A 317-nucleotide genomic window follows, 5' to 3' on the forward strand; every position below is an offset into this window, starting at 1 on the left:
CAGCGCGATTTGCTTCACGTTCAGCACGATGTCGGTCACGTCCTCGCGAACGCCCGCGAGCGAGGAGAATTCATGCAGAACGTTCTCGATCTTGATCGAGGTCACGGCCGCACCTTGCAGCGACGACAGCAGAACGCGACGCAGCGCGTTGCCGAGCGTCAAGCCAAAGCCACGCTCCAGCGGCTCGGCGATGAAGGTCGCCTTGCGCTTGCCGTCTCCGCCGGGCTTCTTTTCGAGGCCGGACGGCTTCTTCAATTCCTGCCAGTTCTTTGCATTGACAGACATAGGCTATCCCTTGGTTTTGGGCCGGAATGGGG

The 317-nt window shown here is 60.6% G+C and carries 1 pseudogene; it reads right to left on the reverse strand.

Features of this window, described 5'->3' with window-relative positions:
- Window positions 1-285, reverse strand: a pseudogene (locus tag R5H29_RS07080) (DNA-directed RNA polymerase subunit alpha); the annotation flags it as partial.
- Between the last annotated feature and the right edge of the window lie 32 nt (window positions 286-317).

It is taken from the genome of Stenotrophomonas sp. A3_2 (assembly GCF_036624925.1).
Classification (GTDB): domain Bacteria; phylum Pseudomonadota; class Gammaproteobacteria; order Xanthomonadales; family Xanthomonadaceae; genus Stenotrophomonas; species Stenotrophomonas hibiscicola.